Annotated in this window: 27 protein-coding genes; 9 read left to right on the forward strand and 18 right to left on the reverse strand. The window is 72.1% G+C overall.

Translation table 11 applies throughout. The features are described from left to right. Positions 1 to 139 precede the first annotated feature (139 nt). A complete protein-coding gene (locus tag AB0J88_RS30860) occupies positions 140 to 2,125 on the reverse strand; it encodes a hypothetical protein (RefSeq protein ID WP_364347970.1) in 1,986 nt (661 codons plus the stop codon). 260 nt (positions 2,126 to 2,385) lie between these two features. Between AB0J88_RS30860 and AB0J88_RS30865 the strand changes: the two genes are divergently transcribed. Continuing rightward, entirely contained in the window at positions 2,386 to 2,934 is a 549-nt protein-coding gene (locus AB0J88_RS30865) for an Lrp/AsnC family transcriptional regulator (RefSeq protein WP_364347973.1), read from the forward strand. Here the strand turns inward: AB0J88_RS30865 and AB0J88_RS30870 are convergent. From AB0J88_RS30870 to AB0J88_RS30880, 3 genes are read right to left on the reverse strand one after another with little or no spacing between them, the layout of a single operon-like run. Beyond that, positions 2,931 to 3,716, reverse strand: coding sequence for an SDR family oxidoreductase (locus AB0J88_RS30870; RefSeq protein WP_364347976.1), 786 nt, complete (start codon positions 3,714 to 3,716; stop codon positions 2,931 to 2,933). The two genes, AB0J88_RS30865 and AB0J88_RS30870, sit on opposite strands and share 4 nt — an antisense overlap. After that, positions 3,713 to 4,126 carry a cupin domain-containing protein gene (locus AB0J88_RS30875; protein ID WP_364347979.1) on the reverse strand — a complete coding sequence of 138 codons (414 nt, stop codon included), beginning with the start codon at positions 4,124 to 4,126 and terminating at the stop codon, positions 3,713 to 3,715. The genes AB0J88_RS30870 and AB0J88_RS30875 overlap by 4 nt, the downstream gene beginning before the upstream one ends. Beyond that, a complete protein-coding gene (locus AB0J88_RS30880) occupies positions 4,123 to 5,304 on the reverse strand; it encodes a PLP-dependent aminotransferase family protein (protein ID WP_364347982.1) in 1,182 nt (393 codons plus the stop codon). Before AB0J88_RS30880 ends, AB0J88_RS30875 begins: the two co-directional genes overlap by 4 nt. Positions 5,305 to 5,430: 126 nt before the next feature. Between AB0J88_RS30880 and AB0J88_RS30885 the strand changes: the two genes are divergently transcribed. Further along, positions 5,431 to 6,528 carry an L-dopachrome tautomerase-related protein gene (locus AB0J88_RS30885; protein WP_364347985.1) on the forward strand — a complete coding sequence of 366 codons (1,098 nt, stop codon included), beginning with the start codon at positions 5,431 to 5,433 and terminating at the stop codon, positions 6,526 to 6,528. On the opposite strand, the gene AB0J88_RS30890 is transcribed toward AB0J88_RS30885, so the two are convergent. Further along, a complete protein-coding gene (locus tag AB0J88_RS30890; RefSeq protein ID WP_364347988.1) occupies positions 6,514 to 7,350 on the reverse strand; it encodes an alpha/beta fold hydrolase in 837 nt (278 codons plus the stop codon). The two genes, AB0J88_RS30885 and AB0J88_RS30890, sit on opposite strands and share 15 nt — an antisense overlap. 51 nt (positions 7,351 to 7,401) lie before the next feature. Next, positions 7,402 to 7,731, reverse strand: a complete 330-nt coding sequence (locus AB0J88_RS30895; RefSeq protein WP_364349334.1) for a YciI family protein — start codon at positions 7,729 to 7,731, stop codon at positions 7,402 to 7,404. Between the two features lie 98 nt (positions 7,732 to 7,829). Here AB0J88_RS30895 and AB0J88_RS30900 point away from each other — a divergent pair, with 98 nt between their 5' ends. After that, positions 7,830 to 8,702: an LLM class F420-dependent oxidoreductase gene (locus AB0J88_RS30900; RefSeq protein WP_364347991.1), complete on the forward strand. Its 873-nt coding sequence runs from the start codon at positions 7,830 to 7,832 to the stop codon at positions 8,700 to 8,702. Here AB0J88_RS30900 and AB0J88_RS30905 read toward each other — a convergent pair. After that, on the reverse strand, positions 8,699 to 9,736 hold the full coding sequence (locus AB0J88_RS30905; RefSeq protein ID WP_364347994.1) for an SAM-dependent methyltransferase: 1,038 nt from the start codon (positions 9,734 to 9,736) through the stop codon (positions 8,699 to 8,701). The two genes, AB0J88_RS30900 and AB0J88_RS30905, sit on opposite strands and share 4 nt — an antisense overlap. An 86-nt stretch (positions 9,737 to 9,822) precedes the next feature. On the opposite strand from AB0J88_RS30905, the gene AB0J88_RS30910 reads away from it, so the two are divergent. Genes AB0J88_RS30910 through AB0J88_RS30920 form a run of 3 tightly spaced genes read left to right on the forward strand, consistent with a single transcriptional unit; the run spans position 9,823 to position 12,461 of the window. After that, positions 9,823 to 10,557, forward strand: coding sequence for a methyltransferase domain-containing protein (locus AB0J88_RS30910; protein WP_364347996.1), 735 nt, complete (start codon positions 9,823 to 9,825; stop codon positions 10,555 to 10,557). Between the two features lie 26 nt (positions 10,558 to 10,583). Continuing rightward, positions 10,584 to 11,285, forward strand: coding sequence for a permease prefix domain 1-containing protein (locus tag AB0J88_RS30915; RefSeq protein WP_364347999.1), 702 nt, complete (start codon positions 10,584 to 10,586; stop codon positions 11,283 to 11,285). A 12-nt stretch (positions 11,286 to 11,297) separates the two neighbouring features. Next, positions 11,298 to 12,461: a CaiB/BaiF CoA-transferase family protein gene (locus AB0J88_RS30920; RefSeq protein WP_364348002.1), complete on the forward strand. Its 1,164-nt coding sequence runs from the start codon at positions 11,298 to 11,300 to the stop codon at positions 12,459 to 12,461. Here the strand turns inward: AB0J88_RS30920 and aroQ are convergent. The 6 genes from aroQ to AB0J88_RS30950 form a co-directional block, all read right to left on the reverse strand. Further along, positions 12,454 to 12,903 carry a type II 3-dehydroquinate dehydratase gene (aroQ, locus tag AB0J88_RS30925; protein ID WP_364348005.1) on the reverse strand — a complete coding sequence of 150 codons (450 nt, stop codon included), beginning with the start codon at positions 12,901 to 12,903 and terminating at the stop codon, positions 12,454 to 12,456. The genes AB0J88_RS30920 and aroQ overlap by 8 nt on opposite strands. Next, positions 12,900 to 14,432, reverse strand: a complete 1,533-nt coding sequence (gene zwf, locus AB0J88_RS30930) for a glucose-6-phosphate dehydrogenase (RefSeq protein ID WP_364348007.1) — start codon at positions 14,430 to 14,432, stop codon at positions 12,900 to 12,902. The genes aroQ and zwf overlap by 4 nt, the downstream gene beginning before the upstream one ends. Positions 14,433 to 14,604: 172 nt before the next feature. Beyond that, positions 14,605 to 15,066, reverse strand: coding sequence for a YbaK/EbsC family protein (locus AB0J88_RS30935; protein ID WP_089255646.1), 462 nt, complete (start codon positions 15,064 to 15,066; stop codon positions 14,605 to 14,607). Between the two features lie 10 nt (positions 15,067 to 15,076). After that, on the reverse strand, positions 15,077 to 15,829 hold the full coding sequence (locus tag AB0J88_RS30940) for a MerR family transcriptional regulator (RefSeq protein ID WP_364348011.1): 753 nt from the start codon (positions 15,827 to 15,829) through the stop codon (positions 15,077 to 15,079). Between the two features lie 6 nt (positions 15,830 to 15,835). Next, complete coding sequence (locus AB0J88_RS30945; RefSeq protein WP_364348014.1) at positions 15,836 to 16,729, reverse strand: DMT family transporter; 894 nt, start codon at positions 16,727 to 16,729, stop codon at positions 15,836 to 15,838. Positions 16,730 to 16,738: 9 nt separating this feature from the next. Beyond that, on the reverse strand, positions 16,739 to 17,512 hold the full coding sequence (locus tag AB0J88_RS30950) for a GNAT family N-acetyltransferase (protein WP_364348017.1): 774 nt from the start codon (positions 17,510 to 17,512) through the stop codon (positions 16,739 to 16,741). Between the two features lie 62 nt (positions 17,513 to 17,574). On the opposite strand from AB0J88_RS30950, the gene AB0J88_RS30955 reads away from it, so the two are divergent. Further along, on the forward strand, positions 17,575 to 18,066 hold the full coding sequence (locus AB0J88_RS30955) for a septum formation family protein (RefSeq protein ID WP_364349337.1): 492 nt from the start codon (positions 17,575 to 17,577) through the stop codon (positions 18,064 to 18,066). On the opposite strand, the gene AB0J88_RS30960 is transcribed toward AB0J88_RS30955, so the two are convergent. Both AB0J88_RS30960 and AB0J88_RS30965 read right to left on the reverse strand, forming a co-directional pair. Then, positions 18,056 to 18,700 carry a hypothetical protein gene (locus tag AB0J88_RS30960; protein ID WP_364348019.1) on the reverse strand — a complete coding sequence of 215 codons (645 nt, stop codon included), beginning with the start codon at positions 18,698 to 18,700 and terminating at the stop codon, positions 18,056 to 18,058. The two genes, AB0J88_RS30955 and AB0J88_RS30960, sit on opposite strands and share 11 nt — an antisense overlap. After that, a complete protein-coding gene (locus tag AB0J88_RS30965) occupies positions 18,697 to 20,103 on the reverse strand; it encodes a selenium-binding protein SBP56-related protein (protein WP_364348022.1) in 1,407 nt (468 codons plus the stop codon). The genes AB0J88_RS30960 and AB0J88_RS30965 overlap by 4 nt, the downstream gene beginning before the upstream one ends. A 71-nt stretch (positions 20,104 to 20,174) precedes the next feature. Between AB0J88_RS30965 and AB0J88_RS30970 the strand changes: the two genes are divergently transcribed. Together AB0J88_RS30970 and AB0J88_RS30975 are read left to right on the forward strand one after the other, a co-directional pair. Beyond that, positions 20,175 to 21,443: an FAD/NAD(P)-binding protein gene (locus AB0J88_RS30970; protein ID WP_364348025.1), complete on the forward strand. Its 1,269-nt coding sequence runs from the start codon at positions 20,175 to 20,177 to the stop codon at positions 21,441 to 21,443. A gap of 143 nt (positions 21,444 to 21,586) precedes the next feature. Next, entirely contained in the window at positions 21,587 to 22,717 is a 1,131-nt protein-coding gene (locus tag AB0J88_RS30975) for a putative sulfate exporter family transporter (protein WP_364348028.1), read from the forward strand. On the opposite strand, the gene AB0J88_RS30980 is transcribed toward AB0J88_RS30975, so the two are convergent. The 3 genes from AB0J88_RS30980 to AB0J88_RS30990 form a co-directional block, all read right to left on the reverse strand. Then, a complete protein-coding gene (locus AB0J88_RS30980; RefSeq protein ID WP_364348031.1) occupies positions 22,707 to 23,666 on the reverse strand; it encodes a hypothetical protein in 960 nt (319 codons plus the stop codon). The genes AB0J88_RS30975 and AB0J88_RS30980 overlap by 11 nt on opposite strands. Before the next feature lie 11 nt (positions 23,667 to 23,677). Then, positions 23,678 to 24,178, reverse strand: coding sequence for a SigE family RNA polymerase sigma factor (locus AB0J88_RS30985; RefSeq protein ID WP_364348034.1), 501 nt, complete (start codon positions 24,176 to 24,178; stop codon positions 23,678 to 23,680). A 98-nt stretch (positions 24,179 to 24,276) separates the two neighbouring features. Beyond that, positions 24,277 to 24,804: an Rrf2 family transcriptional regulator gene (locus AB0J88_RS30990; RefSeq protein ID WP_364348037.1), complete on the reverse strand. Its 528-nt coding sequence runs from the start codon at positions 24,802 to 24,804 to the stop codon at positions 24,277 to 24,279. Between the last annotated feature and the right edge of the window lies 1 nt (position 24,805).

A 24,805-nucleotide genomic window follows, 5' to 3' on the forward strand; every position in this document is an offset into this window, starting at 1 on the left:
GCTCACCCCTGCGGGGGGAGCAGGGATGAGCGCCCTGATTCGGCACGCGTTGCCGGGCCGGTGGACCGGCGCCGGCGGCGTGCCACCGGCGTGGCGCCCGGTCAGCGGGGGGAGCTGAGGCGGGCGCCACGCGCGGCGTTCAGTCCAGCGCGGCGCACTGGCCGACGGCCAGTCCGCGCACCTTGTTCTTCGAGCCGACGTTGATCGGCGCCGGGGTGTTGTCGGTGCAGGACAGCACACCGGCCACATCGTTGCCGGCGATGACCGACGCGATGTCCGACGTGCGGGCACCGCTGAGCGAGACCGCGCCCCGGATCGTCGAGTCGACGACCGCGAGGCTGCCGGTCGTGCCGCTGACCGCCATCGCGCCGTTGACCGTGGTGTCGTACAGGTGCACCGCGGACGCCGAGGACGACGACAGCGCGCCGTTGATCGTCGAGTTGATCGCCAGCAGCGAGGCACCCGGCCGGACCGTGATCGCGCCCCGGACGGTGGCGCCGTCGAGGCAGGTCACGCCGTCGGCCACCACGACGCCGTTGCGGTTGCCCGTGATCGTCGTGGTGCAGGTGCGGACGAGCTGGTCGAACCGCGCCCGCGTGTTCTCCAGGCTCGGCGTCCACGTGAACTTCTGCTGGTGCTGCGGGTTGGTCTGCGGCACCTGGACCTCGCGGGCCGCCTCGATCTCGGCGGCGGAGAGGAACTCGCTCGGCTTGAGCCCGAAGGTGTCGAAGCCGCGCGCGATCTCACTGCCGTAGACCTGGCCGTTGTGCCAGTAGGCCGACCAGAAGCCACCGAGGGACAGGGCGTTCGGGTTGACCGGGCCGCGGTCGAAGAAGGCGATCTCCTTCGGGTTGGCCGAGTCGGTGAAGTCCAGCACCGACAGGCCGCCCTGGTACCAGGCCTGGACCATGATGTCGCGGCCGGGCACGGGGAGCAACGAGCCGTTGTGGGCCACGCAGTTCTCGACGACCGTCTGCGGCACCGGCAGCTTGTAGTAGCTGCGGAACTCCATCTTGCCGTCGACGATGTCGAAGATCGCGTTCGCACCCCACGACGGCAGGTCGGTGTCGCGGCACCGGGCACCGGTGCCACCGCCCCACTCGTCAGTGAAGATGACCTTGGTGCCGTCGTTGTTGATCGTCGCCGAGTGCCAGTACGCGAAGTTCGGGTCGGAGACCTCGTCGAGCCGCTTCGGGTTGGCCGGGTCGGAGATGTCGATCAGGATGCCGTTGCCCTCGCAGGCACCGGCGGCCAGGCCGATCGCCGGGTACGACGTGATGTCGTGGCAGGCGTCGGTGACCGGCGACGGGCTCCAGTTGCTGCCCGACGGGTGACGCGGAGTCTGCGGCGCGTTCTGCAGACCGTCGACGGCGCCCGTCTCCTCGTTCGCGAACAGCCGGGGGTTGTTGACGACAGCAGCCGTCGACGGCGCCGCGAGCGGAACCTTGATGACGTCGATCCGCCAGCGCGACGGGTCGACACCGGAGGCCGGGTTGTTGTTGCAGCCGGCCAGGCCGTCGCCGCGGACGCCGGCGGTGCCCGACACGTAGACGTACACGTTGTCGGTGTCGCCGGGCTTCGTGACCAGCGAGTGCGTGTGCGAGCCACGGCAGAGCTGGACCGCGGCCACCTGCTGCGGGTTGGTCACGTCGCTGATGTCGAAGACGCGGACGCCCTGGAACCGGGTGCCGACGGCGGGGTTGGTGCCGCAGTCGACCCGGCCGCGGGTCTCCTCGACGGACATGAAGAGCAGGTTGCCGAAGACGGAGACGTCGCCCTGGCCGCCCGGGCAGACCACAGTGGTCAGGATGGACGGTGCCGACGGGTTCGCCACGTCGTAGACGGTGAAGCCGTTGTAGCCGCCCATGAACGCGACGTTGCCCTTGAAGGCGAGGTCGGAGGCGACGTAGGAGAAGTTCGACGGGTTGGCCGGGTCGAACGAGCCGGCGGGCTTGTCGACGTGCGCCAGCCGCTCGATGTTGCTGGCGGCCTCTTGCGCGTCGAGCCAGCCACCGGTGAGCCCGATCCGGGGATCCGGATCGGCGGCGGCGGCACCGGGGGTGAATGCCAGGACGAGGAGCGCCGCCGCGGTGGCGGCGAAGCCCTTTCTGATGGTGATGGCCATGCGGTGCCTCTCGGGGCAGGGGGACCAAAAAGCGGCCGGGTAACGACCGCCTCGCACCGCACACGTTATATCGAACAGTGGACATCAGATAATGCCTTACGGCCAACTTTTCGCTGGCCGCTTGTCGCGATCACTTGCCAAGTCGACAGGGCGTTCTGGCGCACGTGGGGAGATGCAACGGATAAGTCGGGCTCGGCCGGTTATAGCCGGGCCCCTTACGGGATGTTTGGCCGGATCGCCCGCACCGTTATAGTTCCCGCGTGACGGAAGATCTGCCGAAGAAGCGCAGCCCACTGGCGGCGATCGCTGATGTGGTGAGCACTCCGGCGGCGCCGGCCGCGCTCGACGCGATCGACCTCCGCCTACTCGAGTTGCTCGTCCAGGATGCCCGGACGAGCCAACGCGGGCTCGCGCGTGAGCTACAGATGTCGCCGCCCGCGGTCGGCGACCGGATCGCACGGTTGGAACGGCTCGGCGTCATTCGCGGTTATCGCGCGGACATCGACTGGGCCGCGTTGGGCTTTCCGATGCAGGTATTCCTGTCGGTCATCGCCGCGACCGACCAGGCGTCGATTATCCGTGCGCTGCACGCGATCCCCGAGGTCGAGGAAGTCAGCGTCGTCACCGGGTCGATCGACCTGCTGGCCCGGCTGCGCGTGCGCGATCAGGCGCACCTGCGCGCCATCCTGCTCGAGGGCATCTGGCAGATCCCGGGTGTCTCCCGCACCGAGACGTTGCTGAGCCTCGCGGAGACCCCGCGCAAGGACTTCGTGCACGGCCTGATCGCGGAGCTCCGCGAGGAGCGCTAAGAGAACTTGCCCATCCCGCCCGCCACGTCGATCGAGGCGCCGGTGATGTAGCTCGCCCGGTCGCCGGCCAGGAACGCCACCAGGCCGGACACCTCGTCGACCGTGCCGAATCGGCCGAGCGGCACCTCCTGCGCGGCGAGCTTGGCGAAGAACTCCTCCTCGCTGAGCTCCGGCGCCCGGCGAGCGCGGATGTTCGCCCACTGCGGCGTCACCACGAAGCCGATGTTCACGCTGTTGACCAGGATCCCCTCCGGCCCGTACTGCTGGGCCAGCACCTTGGTCAGGTTGTGGCACGCGGCCCGGTTGACGGACGTGGCGAAGAACGTGGGGTCGGGATAGCGGGCGTAGACCGCGTTGACGTTGACGACCCGAGGTGCGGCGCTGCGGCGCAGCTGCGGCAGGGCCGCCCGGGTGCAGCGGATCTGCGAGAACAGCTTGACGTCGAGGTCGGCCTTCCAGTCCTCGTCGGTGAGGTCCTCGAAGCCACCCGGGTGGGCACCACCGGCGTTGTTGACCAGCACGTCGATGCCACCGTGCTCGGCCGCGACGGCGTCGACCAGGGCCTGCACCGCATCCGCGTCGGTCACGTCGCAGACGTGCCCCGAGACGACCGCGCCGTCCACTTCGGACAAGGACTTCGCGGCCGCGGCCACCTCGTCCGGGGTACGCGCGCAGATCGCCACCGTGGCGCCCTCGGCCAGCAGTTCGGCGGCGATGGCGTACCCGATGCCCTTGCTGCCCCCGGTGACCAGGGCGTGCCGGCCGGTCAGCCCGAGCTTCACGCGTCACCCTTTTCCAGGGCGGCGCGCGCCTGGTCGAGCAGCGTGGCCCGCGGCGGCGTGAAGAAGTCGACCTCGAGGCAGGGCGTGCCGGTGGTACGCGCACCGTGCGGCACCCACGGCGGGATCACCGCGACGTCGCCGGGCTTGAGCATCCGCACGTCGCCGTCGACCTCGAACTCGATCTCGCCCTCGAGGACCAGCACGACCTGCTCCTCCTCGTGCGTGTGCAGCGGCGCCTCGGCGTGCGCGTCGAACCGCACGAAGTTGAGCAGGCTCTTCTCGCCCAGCACGGGCTGGAAGTGCAGCCCCGGCAGGATCTCGTGCGGGTCGATCTTCGCGCGGTCGACGAACCGGCCGGGCGTGGTGGGCGTGCCGCCGCTGCTGCCGAAGTGCGAGTCCGCGTTGGTCATGCGCCTGCTCCTAACAGAAGGCCGAGCCGCCGGGTTCCTTCGGCGATCTCGTCGGGGGTGGTCGCGCTGAACGCCAGCCGCAACGTGTTGTGCGTGTCGCGGCGGGGGTGGAACGGTGCGCCCGGCACGTAGGCGATGCCAGCCGCGCGGGCCTTCGGCAGCAGGGCGGCGGTGTCCAGAGTGGGCGGGCCGGTGACCCACGTGAAGAAGCCGCCGCCCGGCTCGCTCCACGAGTACTCCGGACCGAGGTGCTTGGCCAGACCGGCCGACATCGCCGCCCAGCGCTCGGCGTAGGCCGCCCGCGCCCGGGCGAGTTGCGCGTCGAGCCGGCCGTCGCGGAGGAACGACTCGGCCAGCCACTGGCCGAAGCCGCCGGCGCACTGGTCGGAGTTCTGCTTGGCGCGCACCAGGTGCGGGACGAGCGCCGGCGGGCCGGCCGCCCAGCCGAGCCGGATGCCCGGGAACAGGATCTTCGAGAAGGTGCCGACCTGGACCACCACGTCGGGGGCGAGCGACCAGAGCGACGGCCGCTGCTCGCCCGTGAAGCCGAGCTCCCGGTACGCGACGTCCTCGACCACCAGCAGCCCGTGGCGCCGGGCCAGCGCGACGAGCTCGTGCCGGCGCGGCGTCGACAGCCAGGCGCCGGTCGGGTTCTGGAAGTCGGGGATGACGTAGAGCAGCTTCGGCGCCGGTCCCGTCGCCAGCGCCTCCTCGAGCGACGCGGGGTCGAGCCCGTCGCCGTCTGCCACCACCGGGTCGATGCGCGCTTCGAAGCCGCTGAACGCCGTGATCGCGCCGAGGTAGGTGGGTGACTCGACCAGCACCCGGTCGCCCGGGTCGAGCAAGGTGCGGCAGATCAGCTGGAGCGCCTCGATGCCTCCGCTGGTCACCATGAGCCCGTCCGGCGTGACGCCCTGGGACGAGGTCAGCCACGACGCCAGCGCGTCGCGGAACGAGGCGAGCCCTTCGGTCGGCGTGTACTGGAGGGCCACCGGCGCGGCGGCGCCGAGTCCAGCGGACGCGGCGTCGCGGACGAAGTCGACGGGAAAGATCTCGTGCGCCGGGAAGCCGCCGGAGAAGGTGATCAACCCAGGCGTGTTGACGAGCGAGAGGATCGCGCTCAGCTCGTCGCCGCTGCCGGCCGCCCGGCGGGCGAGGCGTAGGTCAAAATCGCTCACGGCGGCCTCCGATGAAACCAAGCGTTCGGTCGGTGACCCTAACATCGGGTCATACGGAAGACCAAGGACCGTTGCGGCCTTACATCTACCGCGATAAAACGGGCGGATCGCGGGTACCTGATCCCAATGACGAGTACTGACCAACCGACCGGCAACCTGGAGCTGGTGGCGACCGTCGACCCGCCGATGCCGACGGGTGTCGCAGTCTCCCACTCTGGCCGGATCTTCCTCAACCATCCGAAGTGGGGCGACGACGTCGCCGCCTCCGTCGTCGAGCTCCGCGACGGCAGACGGATCCCGTTTCCCGACGAGCCCTGGAACCAGCCCGACTCCGACGACGACGCGCACGCGTTCGTCTCTGTGCAGTGCGTGGTGGTCGACCCCCTCGACCGGCTGTGGGCGGTCGACACCGGCTCGCCGATGCTGAGACCGACCCGGCACGGCGGGCCCAAGCTCGTCCGCGTCGACCTCGACAGCGGCGCGGTCTGCCAGGTCATCACGTTCCCGGCGGACGTCGCCCTGCCGTCGACGTATCTCAACGACGTGCGCTTCGACCTGCGCCGCGGCGACCAGGGGACCGCCTTCGTCACCGACTCGGCCTACCAGGGTCCCAACGGGATCATCGTCGTCGACCTGGCCACCGGCCGTTCGTGGCGGCGGCTGCACGACCACCCGTCCACGAAGGCGCCGGCGGTACGCGCCACCCGGCCGGTGGTCGAGGGTCGCTACTTCCTCAACCGGCCGGGTGACACGGAGCCGTCCCAGCTCACCTTCGGCAGCGACGGGATCGCCATCTCCGCCGACGGCAGCCGGCTCTACTACTGCCCGCTGATGTCCCGCCGGCTCTACAGCGTCTCGGTCGACGCGCTCTGCGACCGGTCGCTGGACGACGACGCCGTCGCCGCCACGGTGGTCGACGAGGGTGACAAGGGCAGTTGCTCCGACGGACTGGAGAGCGACGACGCGGGCCGGATCTACCTCACCGCGTACGAGCAGAACGCGATCTTCCGGATCGACCCCGACGGCGGGTTCGACACGCTGGTGCACGACCCGCGGCTGCTCTGGCCGGACACCATGGCGGTGGCGACCGACGGCCACCTCTACGTGACCGCCAACCAGCTGCACCGGCAGGCGGCGTACAACGACGGCAAGGACCTGCGCCAGCCGCCGTACGCCGTCTTCCGGGTGCCGATCGACGCCGGACCGGTGCTACTGCGGCCCTAGCAGCCCTTCGAGCCGGGCCGCGAACTCCGGCACCCGCTGGCCGAAGCCGCCGTGGTCGCCGGGCATCGGCGCCGTGGGTGCGTCCAGCCGCTCGCCCAGCGCCTGCGCGGCCCGGTGCGGCGGCTGGCCCACGGACGCCTCGCCGGCCGCCGGCACGATCCGCACCGGTCCTGAGCGCAGGGTCGCGTAGTCCGGGACGTACCGGGCGAACGGCGGGACCTCGTACCCGATGAAGAAGGCGAAGTTCTTCTCCAGGCGGCCGAACATGGCGAGGGTTTCGGCGTCGGGTGTCTCGGCGGGGCCGCCACCCGGTGCCCGGTTCTCCTCCTCGACCGGCCCCATGTCGAGACCGCGGCCCAGCACGGCGTTGGCGGCCTCGGGACCGTCGGCGGCGAACGTCTGCTCCACCTCGTCGATCACGGCCCGGAAGTGGTCGCGCTCGGGCAGCAGGTCGAACAGCGGCGGCTCGTGCGCGACCAGCGTGCGCACCCTGTCCGGGTAGCGGGCGGCCAGGTCGAGCCCGATGATCGCGCCGGAGCTGTTGCCGAACACGTGGGCCGGGCCGCCGCCGACCGCGTCGAGCAGCGCGGCCGCGTCGTCGGCGTGCTCCGGCAGCGACTGCGGCCCGTCGAGGCCGTCCAACGGACTGCGCGAGTTGCCGCGCCGGTCGTAGGTGACCACCGTGAACCGGTCGGCCAGCGCCCGGGCCAGCCCGGCGTAGCCGGCGGCGTCGTAGACACCGCCGCAGACCAGCAGGAGAGTGGGTCCGGTGCCGCGCACCTCGTGGTGGAGCGTGGCACCGGGAACCTTCAGCGTCGTCATGTCGAACCTCCTCACCGACACGTCGGAGCCGGCGCGACCGGTTCGACAGCGTCAGCCCAGGATCTGCCGGACCTCCATCGCGCCCCATTCGGAGTCCGGCCAGCGGGCGGCGATCTCGATGGCCCGCTCCTCGCTGGCGACGTCGACCGCGATGTAGCCCGCGAACTGCTCCTTGGCCTCGATGAACGGGCCGTCGGTGGTGACGGGTGCACCGCCGCGCAGGCGCACGGTCTTGGCCGCCCCGGCCAGGGCCTCGCCGCGGATCAGCTCACCGGACGCGGTGAGCTCCGCCATGATCGTGTCGACCTCGCTGAACAGCCGGTTGCGCTCCTGCTCGGGCAGTGCGTCGATGGCGGCCGGGTTGTTGTAGATCAGCAGCATGTACTTCACGGGCGCCAACGATAGACGCCAGCGCTCGCCGAGTGGTCCATACGGGGGATAGCGTCGGTTTACCGACCCCCCAGGAGGATGATCCCCCAATGCTCGCTGGAGTCCATTTCATCAACTTCACCCTGCCCGGCGGAGCCGCCGCGATCGCCCCGACACTCGCCGCCACGGCCCGGGCCGCAGAGGACGGCAGCTGCGCGACGTTCACGCTGATGGACCACTGGTTCCAGATGGAGCACGTCGCCGACGCGCGTGACCCCATGCTCGAGGGCTACACCGCGCTCGGCTTCCTCGCCGGCCGGACCAGCCGGATCAACCTCGGGCTGATGGTGACCGGGGTGACCTATCGCCACCCGGGCCTGCTGGCCAAGACCGTCAGCACGCTCGACGTGCTGTCCGGCGGCCGCGCGACGCTCGGTCTCGGCGCCGCCTGGTACGAGCGCGAGCACCACGCGATGGGCGTGCCGTTCCCGCCGATCGCGGAGCGCTTCGAACGTCTCGAGGAGACGCTGCGGATCTGCCAGCAGATGTGGTCGCCGGAGGACGGGCCGTTCGAGGGCCGGCACTACCGGCTCGCCGAGACGATCTGCGAGCCGCAGCCGCTCTCCGAGCCCCGGCCCCGGGTGCTGATCGGCGGCATGGGTGAGAAGAAGACGCTCCGGCTGGTCGCCCAGTACGCGGACGCGTGCAACCTGTTCGCCGAGAACCACGACCAGGTCGCGCACAAGCTGCGCGTGCTGGCCGACCACTGCGCGGCGGTCGGCCGCGACCCGCTCGAGATCCAGAAGACGATCCTCGGCCACGGCGACCCGATCAACGCGCCGGACCAGTTCCTGTTCGACATGGAGGGGTACGCCAAGCTCGGCGTCGAGCTCGTCGAGATGGTGCCGCGGGGCAACGACCCGGTGGGTTGGACGACGACGTTCTGCGAGAAGGTCGTGCCGCGTCTGGCCGAGATCGGCTAGCCCGGCTTCCTTGCCACCAGAATGTCGCGGCGGATGGCCTGGTCGACGCGGTGCACCAGCCGGCGGTGAGCGTCCGAGTCCACCACGTGCAGGCCCGCGTCCTCCAGGACCGCCGCGGCGTCGGCGCGGTCGGCCACGTTCGTGTTCCACGACAGGCCGAGCGCGCCGCCGGGGCGCAGCACGCCGGCCCAGACGGGAGCCGCGGCCCGCAGCAGGTCCAGCGGGTCGCGGGTCAGGCCGCGGTCGGCGGTGCGGCTGCCGTGCTGCACGCCGTAGGGCGCGTCGGCCACCACCAGGTCGACCGACCGGGGCTTCCAGAACTCCAGCGTCCGCGTGGTGTCCGCGTTGACCATGTCGATCCGCTGGGTGTCGTTGGCCCGGTACTCCTCCTTGGTGGGGGCCAGCGTGATCGACAGCCGCCGGCCGACCACCTTCCCGTTGCGCCGCACCGGCCCGCTCTCGGTGCGGTGCTTGATCCGCTTCTCCTTGAGCCAGCGCTGGATGAACGCGCCGTACGCCTCGTAGTCCTTCTGGTCGCGGTCCACGCCGTACGCGTCGAAGCCGTACATCATCGCCTGGTGCAGGGTGGTGCCGCGGCCGGCGAGCGGGTCGAGCACGGTCAACCGCTTCTCGAGCATCGTGCCGGCGAACGCCGAGCCCATCACGGTGGCGTTGAGCAGCAGCTTGGTGAACTGCTCGTTGGTCTTGCCGGCGTACTTCGGAATGGTGATGAGGTCGTCGTCGAAGCGGTCGAGCCGGACCAGCGGCACGGGCCGCAGCAGCCCGCCACCCTCGACGGCGAACAGCGCGTAGACCGAGGAGAGGTTGGCCAGGTAGCGGGTCGCCCGCTCGTCGAGCTCCGGTGACTCGAACGTCACGTACGGCACACCGGCGATCTCGTCGGAGGTGATGTCGCCGAGGTCACCGCCGAGCACCGCGTCGGCGAAGATCTCCAGCTCGGCGCCGGTCAGTCCGACGGAGGACTCGGCGTAGACCCGGTTGGCGGACGGCAGGATCAGCATCGCGTATCGCATGGTGCGCTGATTTTAGGCAGCACCGGATGGCCCAGCTGTCGGATGCCGGGGTGCGCGGCATGCGGTCGGGATGATAGGTACGACGGGTGACAGAAGTGCCAGAGCGGCTCCGCCGCACCGGCCAGCGCGACCGGCTACGGCTCGGCTACCCGGACGAGCTCGTCGCCGACGTCTTGGCGTACGCGCGGCTGGGCGGTCTGCCGGCACTGGAGGTCGGTGCCGGCAGCGGCCGGGCGACGATGAAGTTCGTGGCCCGCGGCATCCCGATCACCGCCGTCGAGCCGAACGCGCGACTGGCGGCGGTGCTCACCCGCCGGGTCGCGGGCGCGCCGGTCACGGTGGCCGTCAGCACCTTCGAGGACTACGTGCCCGACCGCCGCTACGGCCTGCTGTTCAGCGCCCAGGCCTGGCACCGCGTCGACCCCGCGGTGCGGTGGCGCAAGGCGGCCGAGGCGGTCGTCCAGGGCGGCGTGGTCGCGCTCTTCTGGAACCGCGAGCGCCCCGCCGACCGCGCGGTCAACGACGAGATCAGGGCCGCCCACCAGGTGCACGCGCCGCGGATCCCGTTCGACCGCGAGATGCTGCCGGACCCGCCGCCGTGGCCCGGCATCCACGGGCTGGCCCACCGTGACTCCCACGTCTACCGCTGGCAGGTCACGATGCCCACGGTGGACTTCGTCGCCACCCTCGCCACCCGTTCGGCCTACGGGGCGCTCGAGCCCGAGGCCCGTTCGACGCTGTTCGCCGACGTCCTCGGGCGCCTCGACAACGAGGTCCGGGTCGCCGTCGACACGGAGCTCTACCAAGCACGTATGCGCTGAGAGGCCGGACCGGCACAATGGACCACGTGACCGCGATCGACAGCTACGTCCGCGAGCTCGACCGCCGGCTGCACGGTCCGCGCCGGCGCAAGGCCGACATGATCGTCGAGGTACGCGACGGGCTGCGCGACGCGGCCGAGGCGGTGCGGGCGGACGCGCCCGGGGTCAGCCCGGCCGAGGCCGAGCGGCAGGCCGTCGAGGAGTTCGGCCCGGTGCCCGACATCGCGCCGGAGTTCCAGGCCGAGCTGGCCGTCACGCAGGCCTGGCGCACCGCGTGGGTGTTCGCGATCGCCCTGCCGCTGGTGATGGCGCTGACCACGCTGATGTGGCGGGGCGGCAGCGGCGGCGTCACGCCCGGCCCCGCCTACCTCGACCTCGCGCGCGCCACCGACCTGTTCCTGATCGTCGCGAGCGTCAGCTTCGCGGTCGCGCTGCTGGCGCTGCACGTGCTGGCGCGGCGCGCCGCCCCGCCGGTCGGCCTGGTGCGGACCGTCGGCGTCGCCGCGCTCTGCACCGTGCTGGCGATGATGGTCAGCGGCCTCTTCCTCACGATGGGCGCACCGGGCGCGAACATCTCGCTGTGGGGCGCGCTCGTCGGTGGCCTGCCCACCCTGCCGGGCTATGGCCTGCTGTTCTATCTCGGCGTCCGCTGCCTGCGGTTGACCCGGCCGCGCGGGCCTGGGGCCGGACGCCCGTCCCGACGCCCGGCCCCAGTCCCTTCAGCTTAAGGCCAACCGCACATGTCCAGTGGCCCGCTATCCGGCCTGACTGTCGTGGAACTCGCGGGCATCGGTCCCGCCCCCTACGCCGCGATGCTCCTCGCCGACATGGGCGCCGACGTCATCCGGGTCGACCGGCCCGACGGCCCGGCGCCGGAGTACCCGCCCAACCCGGTGCTCGACCGGGGCCGCCGGTCGATCGCCCTCGACCTGAAGGCGCCCGAGGGGGTCGACCTGTTCATGCGCCTGGTCGCCCGGGCCGACGTGCTGGTGGAGAGCTACCGGCCGGGTGTCGCCGAGCGGCTCGGCATCGGTCCGGTGCCCTGCCTCGCGGTGCGTCCCGAGCTGGTCTACGCGCGGATGAGCGGGTGGGGGCAGACCGGTCCGCTGGCGGGGGACGCGGGCCACGACATCAACTACATCAGCCTGACCGGCGCGCTGGCCGCGCTCGGCCGGGCGGACGGCCCGCCGCAGCCGCCGATGAACCTCGTCGGCGACTTCGGCGGCGGTGCGCTGTTCCTCGTCTACGGGATCATGTGCGCGCTCTGGGCCGGCGGCGGCCGGGTCGTCGACGCCAACGTGCACGACGGCACCACGTCGTTGCTCGCGATGGTGCAGGGCTTCCGCGCGGCCGGGCTCTGGTCCGACCGGCGGGGCACCAACCTGATCGACACGGGCTGCCCGTACTACGACGTCTACCGGTGCGCGGACGGCGGCTACGTGGCTGTCGGCGCGATCGAGCGGCGGTTCTTCGTCAACCTGCTGACCGGGCTCGGGCTGGCCGACGACGCCGACCTGGTGGCCGCGCACCGCGACCCGTCGTCCTGGCCGGCGTTGCGCGCGGCGCTGACGGCCGCGTTCGCCGGCGCGACCCGCGACGAGTGGGCCGAGCGGTTCGCCGGCCGCGACGCGTGCGTGACGCCGGTGCTCGAGCTGGCCGAGGCGGCCGGCGCACCCCAGGCGGTGGCTCGTGACCTCTACGCGCCGGTGCCCGGGCACGACGGCGCGGTGCAGGTCACGCCGACGCCGCGGTTCACCACCGATCCGGGAGGCGACCCGGTCGCACCCCCGCTGCCGGTCCCGGCGCCGCAGCCGGGCGAGCACACCGCGGCCATCCTGGCCGAGCTCGGCGTGTCCGACGACGAGAGCGTCGAGCTGTTCGGCGCCGGCGTGGTGGCTAGCTAGCGAGCTGGTGCAGGCCCTGGAGGGCCAGCACGTAGCCGTGCACGCCGAAGCCCACCACGATGCCGCGGGCCACCGGCGAGATGAAGGAGCGGTGCCGGAACTCCTCGCGCGCGTGCACGTTGGAGATGTGCACCTCGATCACCGGCAGGCTGGCGCCCTCGATCGCGTCGTGCAGGGCGACCGAGGTGTGCGTGTACGCGCCCGCGTTGAGCACCGCGCCGATGGACTCGCCGGCCGCCACCCGGGCGCCCGCCTCCTGCACCCAGTCGACCAGCTGGCCCTCGTGGTTGGACTGGAGGAACTCGAGCTCCAGCCCGAGCTTGCCGGCCTCCTGGCGGCACAGGTCCTCGACGTCGGCGAGCGTGGTGCTGCCGTAGACCTCGGGACGCCGCGTGCCCAGCAGGTTGAGGTTGGGCCCGTTGAGCACGTAGACCGAGGTCATCGACGGCCGCCGGGGTTGTGCCAAGAACGGCCGTCCCGGGCCAGGAGCTGGTCGGCCTCGTCCGGACCCCAGGACGCCGCCTCGTACAGCGGGATCCGGCCCTTGCTGTTGGCCCAGTGCTCGATGATCGGGTCGACGATCCGCCAGCTCTGGAGCACCTCGTCGGAGCGGATGAACAGCGTCGGGTCGCCGATCAGCGCGTCGAGCAGCAGCCGCTCGTAGGCCTCGGGCGACTCCTCGCGGAACGTCGACTCGTAGGAGAACTCCATGGTCGCCGTGCGGACGCGGAACGAGTGGCCCGGCACCTTGGCGCCGAACCGCAGCGTGATGCCCTCGTCGGGCTGGATGCGCAGGATCAGCGCGTCGGGCTGGAGCCCGGTCACCTGGGCGGCGCTGATCGGCAGGTGCGGCGGCCGGGTGAACTGGAGCACCACCTCGGTGACCCGGCGCGGCAGCCGCTTGCCGGTCCGCACGTAGAACGGCACGCCGGCCCAGCGCCAGTTGTCGACGTCGAGCCGCATCGCCGCGTATGTCTCGGTGCGGGACAGCGGGTCGACGCCCTGCTCGTCGCGGTAGCCGGCCATCAGGTCGCCGCTCGTGCCGCCGCGCGTGTACTGCCCGCGGACCGCGATCCGGTCGATGTCGCCGTCGGCCGGGTGCCGGATCGACTGGAGCAGCTTGACCTTCTCGTTGCGCAGCGCCTCGGGCGCGAACGAGGCCGGCGGCTCCATCAGCGCGAGCGCGAGCACCTGGAGCACGTGGTTCTGCACGATGTCGCGCATCGCGCCGGCGTGCTCGTAGAACCCGCCGCGGGTGCCGACGCCGAGCGTCTCGGCCACCGTGATCTGCACCTGGTCGATCCACGTGCGGTTCCAGATCGGCTGGAAGATCGTGTTGGCGAACCGCAGCGCCATCACGTTCTGCACGGTGTCCTTGCCGAGGTAGTGGTCGATCCGGAAGACCTGGTCCTCCTCGAACCCCGCGTGGATGCGGCGGTCGAGGTCGCGGGCGCTGGCCTCGTCGTGGCCGTACGGCTTCTCGATCACCAGGCGGGACGAGCCGCCCGGCGCGCCGGGCTGGTTGAGGCCCGCGGCGGCCAGGTTCTCGATGATCGGCACGAACGCCTGCGGCGGTGTGGCGAGGTAGAACAGCCGGTTGCCGGCGGTGCCCGCGTCGCGGTCGAAGCTGTCGAGCAGCTCGCGCAGGTGGGCGTAGGTCTGCGGGTCGTCGTAGGCGCCGCTGACGTAGCGCATCGTCTCCACGAGGCCCGGGGCCTCGGCGGCCGGACCGGCGGGGAAGCGCTGGCGGAACTCGTCGTCGCTCAGGTGGCTGCGGGCCACGCCGACCAGCCGGAACTCGTCGGGGAGGCGCTTGTATTGCGCGAGTCGGGCCAGCGCCGGCATCAGCTTGCGCTCGGTCAGGTCGCCGGACGCGCCGAAGATCACCACGACACCGGGCGGCGCCTTGCGGTCGTCGCCGCCGTCGCCGTTGATCCGGATCTCGTTGGCCGGGCCAAGGTCGCCGTTCATGCGTACCCCTCGTGTCGCGCGGTCGTCGGGTCTCGCCGCCGTTGGCGCCCCGCAGAACGCTACCGGCCCTCGCGCCCCAATCGGAGCGGCGCGCGCCGATGTGGGACGGACGCCTCTTCCGACCGTATCGCTTCCGCCGGAACTTGCCGGAAACGGTGGGTTATCGGCCGGTTTACTCCGGATCCGAGACATCGGCGACCGTCGCGCCGAGCGCGCGCACGGCCGTGTCGGCGTCGACGGCCACCGCGACGCCGTGCTCGCCGGCTCCGAGCGTGATCTCCCGCCCGGCCATCCGCTCGTCGGCGACCACCGGCCACGGCACCAGCGATCCGAACGGGGTGATGGTGCCGCGCTCGTAGCCGGTGGCGTCGAACGCGGTCGCGGCGTCGGGCATCGACAGTCGACTGACCCCGAGCAGCGTGCGCAGCTTGGGCCAGGAGATCACCCGGTCGCCGGGCACGAGGACGAACAGGTAGTCACCCTCGCCCCGCCGGACCACGATCGTCTTCACCACGTCCGGGATCTCCACGCCGCGGGCCGCGGCGGCCTCGGCGAGGCTGCGCACCGGGCCGTGGTTGACGACCCGGTGCGCCACTCCGGCGTTTTCGAGCGCTTCGACCGCGCGACCACTCATGTGGCCAAGGTTATGACCTTGCCACCGCGTTGGCGTGGATCGCCTCGTTGAGGAACCGTGCCATTCCCGGCTTGAGCTTCTCGAAGTACGCCGTGAACCGGGGATCCCCGACGTACATGTCGGCCAGGCCGGTGTGGATCTCATACGTGCACTCGTAGAACCATTGGCTGATCTGCTGCCGGTGCTCCTCGGCAAGGTCCATCGCCGCCTGGCTCTCGGCCGGCTGCCCGCTGTCCATCACCGCGGCGAACCGGCGGCCCCAGTCCTCGCTCTCGGTGCGGAACCGCAGCCAGTCGTCCTTGCCGTAGCGGCTGGTCCGCCGCTGCGACTGCGCGTACGCTTCCGTGCCACCCCACCGTTCCTCGGCCTCGTCGGCGTAACGCTCGGGCTCGAAGTCGCCGAACACCTCGAAGCGCTCCTCCGGGGTCAGGTTCACACCCACCTTCTGTGCCTCCATCGCGAACTCGATGGCGGTAGCCATCTCCGTCAGTTTCTTGATCCGCTCCAGCAGCAGCCGGTGCTGGCGGCGGAAGTGCTCCCGCGGGTCGGCCGTGTCCAGCAGCACCGCGATCTCGTCGAGGCCGAAGCCCAGCTCGCGGTAGAACCGGATCTGCTGCAGCCGCTCCAGGTCGGCGTCGGTGTAGACGCGGTAGCCGGCCGAGGTCCGCTCGCCGGGCACCAGCAGCCCGATGTCGTCGTAGTGGTGCAGCGTGCGCACCGTGACACCGGCCAACGCCGCGACCCGGCTCACCGGGTAACCCATCCGGGCTCACCCCCTTTCGACCTCCCACGAAACACCCTGCCGTCGCGTGAGGGTCAAGCTTTTAGCCCGGGTCGCGGCGACACCGGCCAGGCAGAGCAGCCCGCCGCCGAGCGCGAGCGCCGCCGGCACCTCGCCCAGCAGGGCCCAGGCCAGGATCACCACCAGCGGGGGTACGAGGTACGTGGTGGCACCGAGCTTGCCGGCGCCGGTGTGGGCCAGCGCGTACGCCCAGGTGGTGAACGCGAGCGCGGTCGGCCCGGCGCCGAGGTAGACGAGCCAGCCGACAGTCGCCGGCTCGGTGGCGTCGGCGACGAGCTGGCCGGCGAACGGCAGGCAGGCGGCGGCTCCGACGACGGTGGCCAGGAACGTGACGGCGAGCGGGTCGGAGCCGGCCAGCAGCGGCTTCTGCGCGACCACCCCGACCGCGTAGCCGACGGCGGCGACCAGGCAGAGCACGACGCCCCACGGGTCGGCGCGCGCGTCGCCGGCGGCCGCGACGCCGATCAGGACTGTGCCGGCGAACGCCGTGCCCAGGCCGAGCAACAAGGTGCGCGGGAAGCCCTCGCCGAGGAACAGCCCGGCCAGGACGGCGATCAGCACCGGTCCCAGGTTCACCACCATCGCGGCGGTGCCGGCGTCGACCCGGCGCTCCGCGGCGTTCAGGGCCACGTTGTAGACGCCGAGCCAGGCGACGCCGCACAGTACGAGGCGCGGCCAGGCGGCGCGGTCCGGCCAGCGCGGCCGGCGGACCGCGACGAGGGCGCCGAGCACGACCGCGGCGACCAGCAGGCGGCCGAGGGCGAGCGCGCCGGGGCGCACGTCGGCGCCGAGGTGCCGGATGGCGACGAACGCGGAGGCCCAGAGGAGGACGGTGGTGGCGACGGCGGCAGCGATTCTCACGCCGTCACGCTATGTGCGGGACCCTTCGGCTCCGGCCGAAACGTAGGTGGCCTCCTCGTACCCGCCGATGATCTGGAAACCGATCCGGCGGTACGCCGCGACGGCGGGTGCGTTGTCGGCATGGACGTTGAGGGTGACCACGTCCGTGGTCTCGCGCAGCAGGTGGCAGAGCGCGGCGGTGACCCGCTGGGCGAGCCCCTGGCCGCGATGGGCCGGGTCCGTGGTGACGTTGCCGATCGCGCTGACCCGGTAGACGGGCGACCAGACGTGCACGCCGGCCACCGCGACGAGCCTTCCCGCGCGACGGAGGCCGACGTACTGGCCGGTCTCCAGCATGCGGCTGTCGAACCAGTTGCCCGGGTACGCGTCCGCGTAGAGCTCCTCGAGCTCGTCCAGGTCGGCGGGCCCGAGCGGCTCTCCCTCCGCGGGACCTTCGGGTGCGCCGCGCAGCGCCATCTTGTGGTGGGGGCCGCCGTCGTGCGTCCGGGTGTACGCCGGTGCCAGTGCGGTGCCGGCGCCGGGGGAGAGGTGCGCGTAGACCCTGCGCGGCAACAGCGGCACGAGCCGGCTGAGCAGGTCGCGCAGTGGATCGTCCGGGCCGAACGCGAGCAGCGTCGGAGTCGGCTGGCCGTGGTAGATCAGGGCCACCGTCTCGCCGTGCGCGTACCAGGTCGTGAACGGCCAGAAGAAGTCGTCGAGATCGCCGAGCTGGTACGCGTGCAGAGCAGGGTCCTTGCGGAGCAACGCGGCAAGCTCGGCGCGGTCGTGGACGCTGCGCAACATGGCCGCGATCGTGTCACAAGGTTCGCCCGCGGCCCGCTCACGGTGCTAGTTTCCCGCGCGTGATGTCGGCAGAGGCACCCACGAAAGCGCCGGCGCGCGGCCTGCTCGTGTTCGGCGTGCTGTTCGCGGTGGTCATCGTCGTGGCGGCGGTGGTCGGCGCCGCGGTCGCGCTCGCCGGTGCCGGCGCGTCCTCGTCCGGCGGCGAGGTCTCGGCGGGCAAGCTGGCGGTGGGCCACTGCGTCGACGGGCTGCGCGAGAGCGACGACGTCGCCGCGCTGCCGGTGCTGCCGTGCGAGCAACCGCACGAGGGCGAGGTCTTCGCGATCGTCGAGCTGCCGGCCGGACCGTATCCGGGTGACGAGTCGCTGGGTCTGCGCGCTCGGCAGGAGTGCCTCGACCGGTTCGAGAGCTACGCGCCGTCGTCGGTCGCCGACGACAAGGTCGAGCTGTTCTACCTGCACCCGACCGAGCTCTCGTGGACGGCCGGCGACCGCGGGGTCACCTGCGTCGCCACCGATCCGACGACCAGGCGCACGGGCTCGCTCAAAGGGTGAGCGCGACGGCCGCCGCTCCTGAGCCGATGAGGGCGACCGCCCACACCAGGTCCAGGTTGACCCACGCCTTGCGCAGCACCTCGAGCCCGAGCACCCGGTAGACCAGCAGGCCGATCACCCCGGCCACGGTCACCATCGCGACGGTGTGGACGGTGGTCGCCGCGAGGCCCTGCCACAGCAGGGCGCTCGGGTCCGACGGCGCGTGCAGGGCGTGGTCCTGGTGCACGCCGGGCGGCGGGTTGGCCACGAGCACCGGGACCAGCATCAGCCCGGCGCCGTGCACCGACGACATCAGGAACGACCAGCCGGTGAGCTGCCACGGTGTGAGCCGCATGCCGGCCCAGGTGAAGTGGCGGCGGGACAGCGCGCGCCACAGCCCGAAGCCGACCATGACGAGGCCGCCGGCGATGGCGACCACCCGGGTCGCCAGCACCGACCGCAGACCCTCGACCAGCCCGGCCACGGCGAACACCGACAGCGCGTGCCCGGCCGCGATCGGCACCAGCGACCGGAGCACCGCCAGGGCCGACCGTTCCTGCAGGCCGATGGCGACGGCGAAGAGCCAACCCATGCCGGGGTTGAGGCCGTGGAACGCGCCGAGCCCGGCGAGGGTCAGGATCTCCAGCCAACTCACGGAAAGCAGTATGAGTCCGAGGAGGCGTCGCCGCCCTGCAGTCTTGTCTGGTGAACTCGGCGGCCGCGGAACTCGTCGCCGTGCGGGAAGAAGCGCGGATCGGGGGAGAGGCCGCCGTTGTCGAGGTCGACGTCGAGCCGGGCCGCCCAGGCGCCGACACCGTCCGGATAGAACTGGTCGTCCCAGGCGCCGTAGAGCGAGTTGGTCACGTAGACCCGGCGCCCGTCGCGGGACACCTCGACCATCTGCGGGCCGCCGGCCAGCGCGAGGTCCGGCGCGGCCGGGTGGGCGGCCCGCGTGACGATGCCGCCGAGCCGCACCTCGCCGGTCAGCCGGGGTGCGAACGGGTCGGACACGTCGTACTGCAGGAGCTTGCCGATGCCCCACGCGGACACGTAGAGGTAGCGGTCGTCGACCGACAGGTCGATGTCGGTGACCAGCGGCGGCACGGCCCCGAACGGCGCCAGGATCGGCGGCAGGTCGGCCGCGTCGGCCGGCTCCGCGGGAATCTCGATCACCTTGCGGACGGCGAACTCCCCGGACTCGTCGCGGTGCCAGAGCCAGACCGAGGCCGACAGGTCCTCGACGCTGACGACCACGCCGACGAAGCCGTATTCCTTCGTGGGGTCGTGCGCGGGCCGCAGTTCCAGCGCCATCTGGTGCTGGTCGCCCAGATCCAGCGTCTGCAGGTGGCGGCGCTTGCGCAGGTCGAAGAAGTGGATCGAGTGGCCGTACTTCCGGCCCAGCAGCAGCTCGCCGACCAGGCCGTCCTCGATCATCGAGGGCGTGCCCCACTCGCTGGTGACCACCACGTCGCGGGTCAGGTGCCACCAGAAGTCGTAGCCGAAGTACTGCGGGCCGCGGTCGATCTCCCAGGCGCCGAGCACGTCGAACGAGTCGTGGTCGAGCAGCGCGATGCCGCCCGGCCCGTCGGCCCCGTCCGCACCGCCCAGGTTGGAGACGTAGATCCCCTCGGGACCGCAGTGCACGGTGTGCGGCCGGGAATAGCCCGCCTTGGCCAGCTCCGCGGGCTCGATGGTGCGCACGATCGTCGGGGCCGTCGGGTTGTCCCTGGTGTCCAGCACGTAGATCCGCGACGACCGCAGCCCCGGCACGATCAGGTAGCGGCGCTCGACGTGCGGGTGCGGCGACGACGGGCAGAGCGCGCTGCTGCACGCGTTCCAGCCGAAGTGGTGCAGCTCGTCGCCGCGGTGGGGGAGGTCGGTCCAGCCGACCACGCGGCCGTAGCTGTCGGAGGTCTCGTCGACGTCGAGCACCGCGATCGCGTCGGGCTGCTCGGCCGAGCGGTCGAACGCGGCGACGTAGGCCAGCTTCTCGGCCGGGGCGGACACCGCCTGTCGGGGGGAGGGGTAGAAGGTCGGGTCGGGCTTCCACAACGGCATCGCGGGACTCCTTTGCCTGGTTCCGACGTTAACCTACAATACCTATAGGATTTGAGGGGCGGCGATGGCGCATGGATACCCTGATCATCGGTGGTGGCCCCGCCGGGGCACTGGCCGCGCTGGCCATCACCCGACACAGTGGACGCGCGGTGACCGTCGTCGAACCGGCTCCCGAACTGGGACCGGGCTCAGCGTATGCCACCCGCGAACCTAAGCATCTGCTCAACTCACGGGCCGGGACGATGTCGGTCGATCCGGACGACCCGGGCGACTTCGCCGCGTGGGCCCGATGTCGCCCGGACGCGTTCCTGCCGCGAGAGGTCTACGGCCGGTATCTCGCGGACCGGCTCGGCGCGGTGCCGCACGTCGCGCGTCGCGCTCTGCGGATCCGGGCCGCCGCGGACGGCTGGGCGGTCGACCTCAGCGACGGCACGACCCGTGTGGCGTCCGACGTCGTCGTGGCGGTCGGTCCGCCGCCGCCGGTCTTCCCGGCGGGAGCGTCGGTCGCGGTGCGCCGGGCGCCCGGCTACGTCGCGGTGCCCTGGTCGCCGGGCGCGCTGGACGCCGTCACCCCCACCGACCGGGTGCTGCTGCTGGGCACGGGGCTGACCGCCGTCGACGCGGTGCTCACCCTGCTGGCCCGAGGTCACCGGGGCCGGATCGTCGCCGTCTCCCGGCACGGGCTGCTGCCCCAGGCGCACGCCGACCTGCCGGCCGCGCCCACGGGCTCCGGCGTCGACGCGACCGGGTTGCGCGAGCTTCTGCGGGTGCTGCGCGGCAGCCCCGACTGGCGGGCCAGTGTGGACGCGTTGCGCCCGCGGGTCGACCGGGTCTGGTCCGGGTTGAGCCTCGACGAGCAGCAGCGGTTCCTGCGCCACCTGGCGCGGTACTGGGAGGTGCATCGGCACCGCTGCGCGCCGGAGGTGGCGGCCGCGGTCGCGGGTGCCCGCGCGGCCGGCGCCCTGGACGTGATCGCGACGAGGGTGACGACGATCCGCACCGCCCCGCGGGGCTTCGAGGTGACCCTGGCGGGCTCGGGCACGCGAACCTTCGACGCGGTGGTCAACTGCACCGGCCCCGGCCACCCGGCGGGCATCCCGCTGGTGCGCTCGCTGGTCGCCGACGGCCTGGCCCGGGCGGACCCGCTGGCGCTGGGCATCGACGTGGACGACACTGGCCGCCCGGTCGGCCGCGACGGCCGACCGACCGAGCGCCTGCACGTCCTCGGCAGCCTGCGCCGCGGCCGCTGGTGGGAGACCACGGCGATCCCCGAGATCCGCGCCCAGGCGTACGCCGTCGCATCGCGGAATCTGAGGATTGCCCAGGGGCATCGATCCTAGTTAACCTATCAATCCGATAGGATAAGAAGGAGAGATGCGATGAGTGGACCCACGCGGATCAGTGAGGACTGGGCGGCCACCGTGGTCGGGCTGGTGCTGCTGGTCCTGATCCTGACCGGTGCGATCAGCCAGGGAATCCTGCAATGACCACGGTCAACGAGACCGAGGCCCTGGTCCCGGCCGAGCAGGCCGAGCGCAAGGTCGACTGGGCGTGGGTGGGTGCCGGTGTCGTGCTGGTGCTCGCCCTTGCCTGGCTGACGAGATACCTCGACAAGAACGTGCCCGGCTGGCTCGCCGACACCAGCCTCAACCGGGTCGCGAAGTCGGTCGAGTACCCGGTCTACGCGATCGTCGTCGGCCTGGCCGGCAACGCCGTGCTGACCGCGACCGGAGTCCGCGACCGGCTCGCGCCGGCCTTCCGCACCGAGTTCTTCATCAAGACCGGCCTGGTCCTGCTCGGCGTCTCCATCAACCTGTCGCTGCTGGTCACGGCGGCCGGCCCCGCGATCGTCCAGGCGCTGCTGCTGATCTCCGGTGTCTTCCTGTTCACCTGGTGGCTCGGCGGCAAGCTCGGCCTCGACGACAAGCTCCGCGCGCTGCTCGCCTCGGCGGTCTCGATCTGCGGTGTCAGCGCGGCGATCGCCGCTGCGGGCGCCGTGCGGGCCAAGCGTGAGCAACTGGCGTACGCGGCCAGCCTGGTCATCCTGTTCGCGCTCCCGTCGATCTTCCTGTTGCCCTGGCTGGCGGGCGTGTTCGGGCTCTCCGACGCGGTGGCCGGCGCCTGGATCGGCGGCAACATCGACACCACCGCGGCCGTCACCGCCGCCGGCACGCTGGCCGGTGAGGACGCGCTGAAGATCGCGACGATCGTGAAGGTCACCCAGAACGCGCTGATCGGCATCGTGGCCGTCGCGCTGACCGCCTGGTTCGCCTTCAAGGTCGAGCGCACGGCCGACTCCGCGCGGCCCGGCGCGGGTGAGCTCTGGCGGCGGTTCCCGAAGTTCGTGCTCGGCTTCGTGGCCGCGTCGGTGATCGGCACCTGGTTCGCCAACACGGTCAGCGCCGCCGACAACAGCGCGGCGCAGGCCGTCGCGACCAACTTCCGCACCTGGTTTCTGATCCTGGCGTTCGTCAGCATCGGCCTGGAGTTCCGGTTGACCGCGCTGCGCGAGGCGGGTTGGCGGCCGATCGCGGTGTTCGCCAGCGCGACGGTCGTCAACATCGGCCTGGCCCTCGCCCTGGCCGCGTTGCTGTTCGCCGACTTCACCGTGTGATGCTTGTCGGCCAGGTCGCGATGCGCTCCACCTGGCCGGTCACCGTGAGGTCGGCGAGCACCGCGTCGGCGTCGGGGACGGCGTAGCCCGCGTACGCCTTCCCGATCCGCACGCTGACCTCCAGGTGCGGCACCCCGCGCAGGGCCACCTCGTCCTGCCCGGGGTAGAGGAACGCGGGTCGCCCGCCGACCGTGTGGTTGCCGTCGCGGTCGGTGCGGCCCCGCGAATATTGCGCCTGCACCTCCATCCGGGCGTCGTCGACGCCCCGCAGGATGACGCCGCCTTGGGCGTAGCGGCCGTCTACGAAGCCCACGTAGGCCGTCACCGGCCTGCTGCCGGCCGGCCGGCTCCCGAGCTGGAACGGCAGGATGAGCCGCTGCGCGTGGTGCAGGTCGACGGCGGCCGCGGCCCGCGCCGCGCGGCCGGCGTCGGAGCCCTCGACGCGTAGCCACAGCCCGGGCACCGGCTCGGACCCCAGGACAGCGCCGCTGTCGATCCGGCGGTCCGCACCCTCGACCGCGGCCCGCCCGGGCCCGAGGGTGACGATGACGAGACCGTCGTCGACCTCGGCCTCCAGCTGCTCGTAGCCCTCGGTGCTGGTCCAGGTGTGGAACCGGGCGGCGGCCTCGATCGCGGGCGCGCCGAAGTGGACCAACCGGGGGTCCGTGCCGACCGCGGTCGGATCGGCGGCGGCGCCCGGCACGCTCGCGGTCGGCAGCGCGACCGCGCCGGACTGCCCGCCGCCGTCCCGGGGCGTGGTGCCGAGCGCGACCGTGCCGCCGACCGCGACCACCAGCGTGACCGCCGCCGCGCCCCACAGCCTGGCCCGGCGCCGGCGCCGATATGCCCGCCCCCGCCCCACGGCCTGCGCGATCAGCCGGTCGCGGTCGACCTCGCCGGCCGCGTGCCGGTCGAGGGTGGTTCGGATGAGCTCGTCCAGGTCCGGCATCGGCTCGCCTCTCATTCCGTCGCCGTGTTCTGCAGCGCGTGGCGGAGGGTCTGCGTCGCCCGCAGGGCATGGGTCCGCACGGTCGACGCCGAGCAGCCCAGGATCGACGCGATGGTCGCGTCGTCGAGGTCCTCGTAGTAGCGCAGCGCGAGGACCGCGCGCTGCTGCCGGGGCAGGTCGAGCAGCAGCCGCCACAGCGCGTCCCATTCGGCGAGCGCGGTGCCGGCGTCGTGCGCCGGCCCGTGCAGGTCGAGGGCGTCGACGATCGCCTCGTGCGGAGTCGGCCGCTCGTGGTTGGCGCTCCGGCGCCACCACGAGGCGTTCGCGTTGACCAGCATGCGCCGCAGGTAGACCTCGGGCCGCTCCATCCGGCTGATCGACCGCCACCGCGCGAACGCCTGGCCCAGCACCTCCTGCACCAGGTCGTCGGCCCGGTCGCGGTCGCCAGTCAGCAGCCGGGCCAGCCGCACGAGCGCGGGACCGCGCGTGCCGACGTACTCCTCGAACGTCATCCACAACCTCCTGAAGGACCAGACGCTGTCAGCGGCGTCCGGCGTCCACAAGGCGGTCGGGGATTTACCAAATCGCTACTTAGCCGACAGGATTCCGGTCATGCGTGCCCAGCGCCGAACCTGTGGGCCGGCGTCGGCCTGGTCCGCGAGGGCGCCGGCACCGCGCTCGTCGACGAGCGATGCTGCGGCCGTGGGTGAGTTCCTGCTGCCCCGGCTGGCCTCCGTGACGGTGGCGGCCTGAGCAGGTCGGCCAGCGTGGTCCGGTCGACGATGTCCGCGATCCGCTCGTGCACGGCCAGCCAGACCTCGCGCAGCCCGGCCGCGGCCGGGGGATAGGCCGCGCTCTCGGTCGGCAGGCCGCGCACGGTGGTCAGCGCGCCGTTCACCGCGCGCACCACGTCGCCGACGGTGATCTCGGCGGCGGGACGGGTCAGCGTGTACCCGCCCTCGCCGCCGCGCTGGCCGTGCAAGAGCCCGGCCCGGCGCAGGTCACCGAGGATCCCCTGGAGGAACGCCGGCGGCATCTGCTGCGACCGGGCCAACGCCGCCGCCGTGACCCGGCCGGGTGCGTCCGCCACCGCGAGCATCGCGCGCAGCGCGTAGTCGGTGCGTGCCGAGACCTGCATC

Source organism: Asanoa sp. NPDC049475 (genome assembly GCF_040676915.1).
Taxonomy (GTDB): Bacteria; Actinomycetota; Actinomycetes; order Mycobacteriales; family Micromonosporaceae; genus Asanoa.